The sequence below is a fragment of the Dokdonella sp. genome (assembly GCF_049593775.1).
Lineage (GTDB): Bacteria > Pseudomonadota > Gammaproteobacteria > Xanthomonadales > Rhodanobacteraceae > Dokdonella.
This window is the reverse complement of the sequence record NZ_JBAWHJ010000488.1, coordinates 1-7,934: the sequence shown is the minus strand read 5'-3', so window position 1 is coordinate 7,934 and position 7,934 is coordinate 1. Positions and strand designations below refer to the sequence as shown.

The window sequence follows — 7,934 nt, the reverse complement described above, 5'->3', positions numbered from 1 at the left end:
CCTCCGCTATCAAGAAAAGAGAGATTGGCGAATTGGTGCGAAAAGCCGCCTTTCTCGTGTATGCCAACATGAAAGCTCGAGAGCGTGGCAGGCGAACGGACCGTGTATGCGATACGAAGTTCGCCTTCCCGGATCTCGGCCTGATTGGAAAATTCGAAGCCCATGGCTCCAAGGGTGGGCTGGCTCATGCTGCGTATGTGCAGCGAAGGTGTTGCCAGCGGCGTTGCCTGCACGATTGCCTCTATCGACGGATTGATGAGGACGGGCTCTCCCAGATCGGGGCCGCTGATTCCGATCGGGGCATTCAGTGTTTTGTCGTTGAAGTTGGCGTTCAACAATACGGTAGTCACAGCCGAACAGGGCGCGGCCAACAGGCAAGATCCCAGCAAAGACATCAAGACCCACCACTTGGTGAAAAAGCCATTCATTGCAGCACCTCTTCGGCATCCAGACAGAGCAGTCAGGTTGCACGGGGTGGCGCTGAAAGTTCTCCAGTTGCTGTCAGGAAGTTGTCAAGGAACTATCAAGTCGTTGCAGGACGGGCCTTTCCTGACCGACAAAGGGGCTACTGAAACGCGGCGCTGGGTGCCGCGAGGATACCGCCGAGTTGCGCCGATTCCAGTCGCTTGATCTCGGTGCTCCGCGACGATGAGCCTGTTTCCATGCGCATCACTTCGCCAAGCCGGGAAAGCAATCCGAAACCTTCGCTGGCTGCAGTTTGTGAAAGTCGCAGCAGGCGCTCATCGCGTTCATCGCCATCGGCCAGTCCGGCGAGAATCCATTCGGCCTGCAGCTGCTGGGCACGATTGCCTGATTGCAGCAGGGGCTCCCTGAGGCGATCCATGATCGCCTTCGCCGATGCCTTGTTGCCGGCAGCCAGCGCGGACTCGGCGGCGATCAGCGCCGCGAACTGCGCATCGCGGTCTTCCCCCAAACGGCTGAACTCGCCCTCGATTGCCTCCAGCTGAACGCGTAGCCGGTCCGAGCCGGGCGACTTGCGCAGCTCGATGCGCAACAGCAGCAAATCAGTCGCCAGCACCCAGGCTCGCGCGCCAGCCTGCTCACGCAGATCGCGAGCCTGCCGGAAGTATCTGGCCGCGATGTCCGTGTTGCCTGCGACTTCCGCGACACGCGCCGATGCCGAAAGCACGGCAGCCCGTCGCATCGGCGAACCCTGATCGGCATATTGATCGACCTCGGCCAGCGCCGAAGCGGCGCGGTCAGCATGGCCGCGTTGCAGTTCCAGTTCGGCGCGCGATGCGCTCACCTGCAAGGCGAAGTCGATCGCGTCGGCGCCGATCAGTACGCCAAAGGCCTCGTCAAAGTGGGTGATGGCCGCATCGAGCTCACCCAGTTCGCGTTCGACGATGCCGAGATTGAACGCCGCGCGACCTACCTCGATCGCGGAGCCGGATTCTCGCTGTCGTTCCAGTACCTGGGCATGTGCTTCTCGCGCCTGTCGATTGCGACCGCGGCGCGCGGCGACCGCCGCCACGCTCGATAGCGCAGCTGTCTCTCCGCGGGGATCTTCGATGCTTCTAAACAGGCTCGCGCTGCGCGCAAAGGATACTTCGGCTTCGTCGAGACGCCCGAGCTGGACCAGCAGAACGCCGCGATTGAGAACAGCGATCGCTTCGCGCTTTGCATCGCCATTGAGGTTGGCGATCTCGATGGCCTGATCCAGGGTGATGCGCGCGGCATCGAGCGTACCGGCCTTGGTGTAGGCCAGGCCAAGGGCGGTGTTGATGTCAACCAGCAACGCGGGGTCGCCGGCCTTTTCTGCTGCCGTCAACAACGACTGCATCCGTTCGCCGGCCTGTGGTGCCTTGCCGCGATCAAGGTCCAGTTGAGCGGCCTCCAGCTCGGCACGCCGTTGCTCGCCATGCCGGCCCTGAATCGCGAAACCGCTGATGGCTGTCGCGAATGCGCGCTCGGCCAGCCCGATGTCGGCACGTTCACGAGCAATGGTGCCGGAAAGCAGGGCAAGATCCGGCGTCGCGATTGCAATATGGGCTTGCAGTGCCTGCAAGGTCCGCTCGCTCTGGCCGCGATTCTGCTCGATCGAGGCACGCAGTTGCCATGCCGTGACGAGTGTCTTCGCAGGGTAGCGATTCGGCGCATCGAAAATCGGCTGCAACAAGTCGAGTGCGTCATCCGGTTTTTCCTGGCCGATAGCGAGCCTGGCTCTTGGCACGCGCAGTGCGGCGTCGACGAGCCATGGCGCGCGCGCAGCCAATTCCGCCAGCGTGGCTTGCGCGGCTTGCCATTGGCGCCCGCGCAACTGCCAGTCGATCAAGCGGAGCGTGTTGTCGATATCTTCAGGGACCAGGTGGTGGTAAGCGCGAAGCGCGGCCATGGCTTCCGGGCGTGCGCCGCTCAGGTCGGCGCGCTGCGCATCGATCAGCAAGTCAGTGGGTGTCGACTGACCGACGGCAACAGTTGCGGGATTCGCCAGCTTCGCTTTCGCGGAAGTCCAGTCTCCTGCGCGTCGTTCCACGCGCGCCTGCAACAGTCGCAGGGATGCTGGCGGGGCCAGATCGCTCAGGGCCAGACGCAAACCCGTCCGGGCGCTATCAAGATCATCCCGTTCGAACGCCAGTGAGGCTCTGGCCAATGTCTCGACGGCGGCGCTGTCGCCGGGCCAGCCTGGATCGACGGCCGAGCGCGGCGACAACTGCAGGGCGGCGCGAATGGCTGCTGTCAGTGCACTGCTGCGCGATGCGAAATCACCCGCCGGCGCGTCGCCTCGTTGCAGCAGGCTATCGTCTGCCGCGTGGACGCTCCACGCTCCACTGGCATCGATGCGAATCTGTCGTGGCCCATCTGTCGTCGTGGCAATCACGGTTGCGAGATCCGGCTCCAGCACGATCACGTCTTCGGCAGCACGCAGGCGCAGCCTCAACAGGGCCGCTTCAGCGGCTTGTTCCGGAGCGGCCGTGATCGCGATCAGCGGACGCATGCCGGGAGTCATGGCATGTGGGTTCGTGGCATCGCCGCGCCAACCCTTGAACAAGGCCACTGTGCTGATCAGAACAAGGGCCAGCAGGATCCAGGCGATGATTCGCCACGGCTTTCGCATGCGCGTCGCAGGGGCCGGAATTTCGACCGAGAGGCGCGGCGAGGGCGCATCTGCAGCCATGGAATCGGCTTCGTCACCCCGCTCGACGATTACTTCGGCTGGCTCATCCGCCAGCTTCAGGACCGGCGCGATGAACGTGTAGCCGCGACGATGTCGGGTCTCGATGAAGCGTGGACTCATGGCGTCGTCATCGAGCGCCTGGCGCAATTCGCTGAGCGTCTGCGGAATCACATTGATGGACAGCGCGTTGTGGCCCCACAGCGCATCCATCAGCTCATCGCGGGTAACCACGGCGGGTGCCGCTTCGATGAGATGCTGCAACAGACGAAGCGGCCGTTGGCGCAGCGTGATCGGACCGGCCGGCCCGAGCAGCAACTCCCGCTCGGTGTCGAGCTCGAATTCGGCAAACTGATAGCGCATCGCGCAGTGCTTCTGGTGTCTTGATTGCTTCCGTTGGAGCCTAGCAGATTGGTATCGCCTGTAGCGCGGCTTGATGCATTCAGCCAGCGCAGGGGAAGTGTCAGTGGCAGCCGCGCTGATGTATTGTTGCCTTTGCCATTCCAATGCCAGGTCACCGATGTCCGCAGCCATTCCGACCGCACTGAGTCGCCGTGACTTTCGTACCCTGTCGCTGGCCGCCCTGGGTGGTGCTCTCGAATTCTACGATTTCATCATCTTCGTCTTCTTCACTGCTGTTATCGCGCAGTTGTTTTTCCCGCCGGACATGCCCGAGTGGCTGCGGCAGTTGCAGACCTTCGGCATATTCGCAGCCGGCTATCTGGCGCGCCCGCTGGGTGGCATCATCATGGCCCACTTCGGCGACCGCATCGGTCGCAAGCGCATGTTCATGTTGAGCGTGCTGCTGATGGCCGTGCCGACCCTGCTGATGGGCCTGCTGCCGACACATGCCAGCATCGGAATTGCGGCGCCGCTGCTTCTATTGCTGTTGCGGGTACTGCAAGGAGCGGCCGTCGGCGGTGAGGTGCCGGGTGCCTGGGTCTTTGTTTCGGAACACGTGCCTGAATCGCGCATCGGTTTCGCCTGCGGCACGCTGACATCGGGCTTGACCTTCGGCATCCTGCTCGGCTCGCTGGTCGCCACCTGGGTCAATACCACCTGGTCCAGTGAGGAAGTATTGGCCTGGGCCTGGCGATTGCCGTTCATCATTGGTGGGCTATTCGGGTTGCTCGCGGTCTGGCTTCGCCGCTATCTGGAGGAGACGCCGGTATTCGAGGAGATGCGTCGCCGGCGCGAACTGGTCCGTGGTCTACCGCTGAAGGTGGTCCTGCAGGGGCACACAGGCGACGTGGTGCGCTCGATGCTGATCACGTGGATGCTGACTGCCGGCATTGTCGTGGTCATCCTGATGACACCGACTCTTGTGCAGAGCCTGTTTGCCATTGCACCTGCAGAAGCCGCGAAGGCGAGTTCGCTGGCGACATTTTCGCTCTGCGTGGGCTGCGTGGCCTACGGATTCGCAGTGGACCGATTCGGTGTCGAGCGCGTGCTCGTGGCCGGAGCCATCGGACTTGCCCTGGCCACTGCCGGGCTTTATCGCGTGCTGACTGTTGCGCCTGAACACTTCACGGTCGCCTACACGATTACCGGATTCTTCGTCGGCGTGGCCGGCGCGATTCCAAGCCTGATGGTGCATGCCTTTCCACCGGCAATCCGGTTCTCCGGAATCTCGTTCGCCTACAACGTCGCCTATGCCATTTCCGGAGGACTGACGCCGCTCATCATCAGCTTGTGGATCCGTGGTGGCGAACCAAACGCGGCGGTCTACTACGTTGCCATGGCCTGTGCTGCCGGTATATTCGCGGCGGTCTGGGCGGCGCGCGCACGCTCGACTGTCGCCAGCGTGACCCATTGATGGATGGCCGCGCATAATCAACGCATGAAGAAGTCCGACGGCAACTGCGATGTAATCATCATCGGCGCTGGCCACAATGGCCTGGTATGCGCCACCTACCTGGCCCGGGCCGGCCTCAAGGTCACTGTTCTGGAACGCCGCGATGTGGTCGGCGGCGCGGCGGTCACCGAGGAGTTCCATCCCGGCTTTCGCAACTCGGTGGCGGCCTACACGGTGTCGCTGTTGCAGCCCAAGGTTATCCGCGATTTGAATTTGCATGCGCACGGTTTGCGCATCGTCGAACGCAAGCTCGGCAACTTCCTGCCGCTGCCCGATGGGCAATCCTTGCGGGTCGGTGCAGGGCTCACTCAATCGGAAGTGGCGAAATTCTCGAAGCGCGATGCCGAGCGCCTGCCCGAGTATGAAAAACGTCTCGAGGCGATCGCTGACGTATTGCGCGCGCTGGCCATGGAGCCGCCGCCCAACATCACGGATGGCGGCTGGTGGAAAGCGATTCCGGAGCTTGTGCGGGCTGGCAAGCTGGGCAAGCGCCTGCACGGACTCGACGTCAGCCTTCGCCAGGAGCTGCTCGACCTGTTCACGATTTCTGCATCCGAGTATCTCGATCGCTGGTTCGAAAGCGATCCGATCAAGGCCGTGTTCGGTTTTGATGGCATCGTCGGAAACTATGCGAGTCCGCATACGCCGGGCAGCGCCTATGTCCTTCTTCATCACGTATTTGGCGAGGTGAATGGGATCAAGGGCGCATGGGGCCACGCGATAGGCGGCATGGGTGCGATTACCCAGGCCATGGCCAAGGCGGCGATGGCCGAGGGTGTCGAGATTCTCACCCGTTGCGGCGTGCGCGAAGTCATCGTCGAGAAAGGCCGTGCTGTTGGCGTCGTGACCGAGAGAAGCGACGTGTTGCACGCCCGTTCCATCGTCGCCAACGTCAATCCGAAGTTGTTGTACGAACAGCTGCTTGCGCCTGACGTGGTACCGCAACCGACGCGCGAACGCATGGCCCATTGGCGGTGCGCATCCGGTACCTTCCGCATGAATGTCGCGCTTTCCCGATTGCCCGATTTCACGGCCATGCCGGGGCAGGGTGATCATCTGACTGCAGGCATCATCATGGCGCCGAGCCTGGCTTACATGGATCGAGCCTATTCCGATGCAATGGCGCGCGGTTGGTCGCGCGAACCGATCATCGAGATGCTGATCCCGTCAACACTGGATGACAGTCTCGCTCCGGATGGCCAGCACGTAGCCAGCCTGTTCTGCCAGCAAGTCGCGCCCGTATTGCCGGATGGTCGCGATTGGGACAACCATCGTGATGAAGTGGCGGATCTGATGATCGCCACCGTTGACAAGTTTGCACCGGGCTTCAAGGGCTCGATTCTGGGCCGGCAGGCACTGACGCCGAAGGATCTTGAGCGCACGTTCGGCCTGATCGGCGGCGACATCTTTCACGGTGCGCTGAGTCTCAATCAGTTGTTCAGCGCGCGCCCGATGCTTGGGCAGGCAGACTATCGCGGCGCCTTGCCCGGCCTCTATCTGTGTGGCGCAGGCACTCATCCCGGTGGTGGCGTTACCGGTGCGCCCGGCCACAACGCGTCGAGGGTGATCATTTCCGATCTGCACTGATCCGTGGCCAGAATCCCGGTGTGGCCATTTGCATGCTTGTTGCATCCGATCCGCGACGGTCGACAGGCATTGTCTTTGATCCCAGGGTTTCTGCCCGGTTGTTCTGGGCGTATTTTCAGTCTTTCACTCGCCAGACTGTCCGAAATCATGGATGCTCCGGGTTCGCAAGGCCACGATCCGCGAGCTGTGCCCCGGTTGGCTGCATGGTCAACAGCGGTTCGACCGTAGTCTGCAATCAGGGCAAGACGAATCCATGAATTGCACCAGACGAATCAGTAGCGCACTGCTGTTGGCGATGGCGTTTGCGATGACCTCAAGCGGAGTCGTCAAGGCGAGTGACATATCGGAAGACGCACCGACCGCGGCCGAATCTGCACGGCCCGAAAATACGGTCGCAGGCAGCGATCGACTGTTGCTGACCGGTGGTGTCAGTCAGGTCGAAGGCGCCGCCGGAGGCGGATTGACGCCATGGGCGGTGATTGGAGGCTACGGTACCAGTGACCAGATCGGTGCAACGGCGTTCCTGACCCGACTCAACCTGCCCGACTATGAGCTTGATGTGGCGGGTGCCCTGGTCGGTTTTCTTGACCGGGTGGAGCTGTCTTATGCGCAGCAGCGATTCGATACCGGACATGTTGGCGCAGCACTCGGGCTTGGCCAGGGATTCACGTTTACTCAAGACATCCTCGGCGTGAAGCTCAGGCTCGCAGGAGACGCAGTGCTTGATCAGGATCGATGGCTGCCGCAGATATCCGCAGGAGCACAGTTCAAGAAGAACGACCGCAATGCCGAACTCCACGCCATTGGTGCCAGAGACAATCAAGGCGTCGATTACTATGTGAACGCGACCAAGCTCTATCTAAGCCAAAGTTTGTTGGTAAACCTGACCTTGCGTCTTACCAAGGCCAACCAGATTGGCATTCTCGGTTTCGGTGGTGATCTGAACGACAGCTACAAGCCTCAGCTGGAGGGCTCGGTCGCCTGGCTGCTTTCGCGCAGTGTTGCAATCGGTGCCGAATACCGCATGAAGCCGGACAATCTTTCAATTGCCACCGAAGACGACTGGTATGACGCTTTCGTCGCCTGGGCACCAAACAAGCACCTTTCGCTGACTCTGGCATACGCGAATCTTGGCTCAATCATGAACCAGCCTGACCAGCGCGGCATCTATGTCTCGCTGCAGGTCGGATTCTGAAACCGGATCGAACCCGACTTGAAGAACCTCCCTCGCATGTTTCATTCGCTGCTCCTGTCGATGCTCGTTGGCATGGTCGCGCTTTCCCCTCTGGCCAATGCGGATCAGGATCCGGCACCCGCGGACCCTTCGCTGTTGCCGGTATTTGAGCAATTCGGAGG

The 7,934-nt window shown here is 61.7% G+C and carries 5 protein-coding genes; 3 read left to right on the top strand and 2 right to left on the bottom strand.

Features of this window, described 5'->3' with window-relative positions; genetic code table 11:
- Positions 1–350: hypothetical protein (locus tag WBP53_RS16940; protein WP_423930925.1), on the bottom strand; the 350-nt coding region annotated here is incomplete at its 3' end.
- A 215-nt stretch (positions 351–565) separates the two neighbouring features.
- Positions 566–3,499, bottom strand: a complete 2,934-nt coding sequence (locus tag WBP53_RS16935) for a tetratricopeptide repeat protein (RefSeq protein ID WP_423930924.1) — start codon at positions 3,497–3,499, stop codon at positions 566–568.
- Positions 3,500–3,656: 157 nt separating this feature from the next.
- Between WBP53_RS16935 and WBP53_RS16930 the strand changes: the two genes are divergently transcribed.
- The 3 genes from WBP53_RS16930 (at position 3,657) to WBP53_RS16920 (ending at position 7,773) form a co-directional block, all read left to right on the top strand.
- Positions 3,657–4,952, top strand: coding sequence for an MFS transporter (locus WBP53_RS16930; protein WP_423930923.1), 1,296 nt, complete (start codon positions 3,657–3,659; stop codon positions 4,950–4,952).
- A gap of 24 nt (positions 4,953–4,976) precedes the next feature.
- Complete coding sequence (locus WBP53_RS16925) at positions 4,977–6,578, top strand: phytoene desaturase family protein (protein ID WP_423930922.1); 1,602 nt, start codon at positions 4,977–4,979, stop codon at positions 6,576–6,578.
- A 307-nt stretch (positions 6,579–6,885) separates the two neighbouring features.
- Positions 6,886–7,773, top strand: a complete 888-nt coding sequence (locus tag WBP53_RS16920) for a DUF3034 family protein (RefSeq protein WP_423930926.1) — start codon at positions 6,886–6,888, stop codon at positions 7,771–7,773.
- Positions 7,774–7,934 lie beyond the last annotated feature (161 nt).

Excerpts from the sequence above, each read along its gene's own strand:
- WBP53_RS16935 (WP_423930924.1), bottom strand. The coding sequence starts at position 3,499 with ATGCGCTATCAGTTTGCCGAATTCGAGCTCGACACCGAGCGGGAGTTG.
- WBP53_RS16930 (WP_423930923.1), top strand. The coding sequence starts at position 3,657 with ATGTCCGCAGCCATTCCGACCGCACTGAGTCGCCGTGACTTTCGTACC.
- WBP53_RS16925 (WP_423930922.1), top strand. The coding sequence starts at position 4,977 with ATGAAGAAGTCCGACGGCAACTGCGATGTAATCATCATCGGCGCTGGC.
- WBP53_RS16920 (WP_423930926.1), top strand. The coding sequence starts at position 6,886 with ATGACCTCAAGCGGAGTCGTCAAGGCGAGTGACATATCGGAAGACGCA.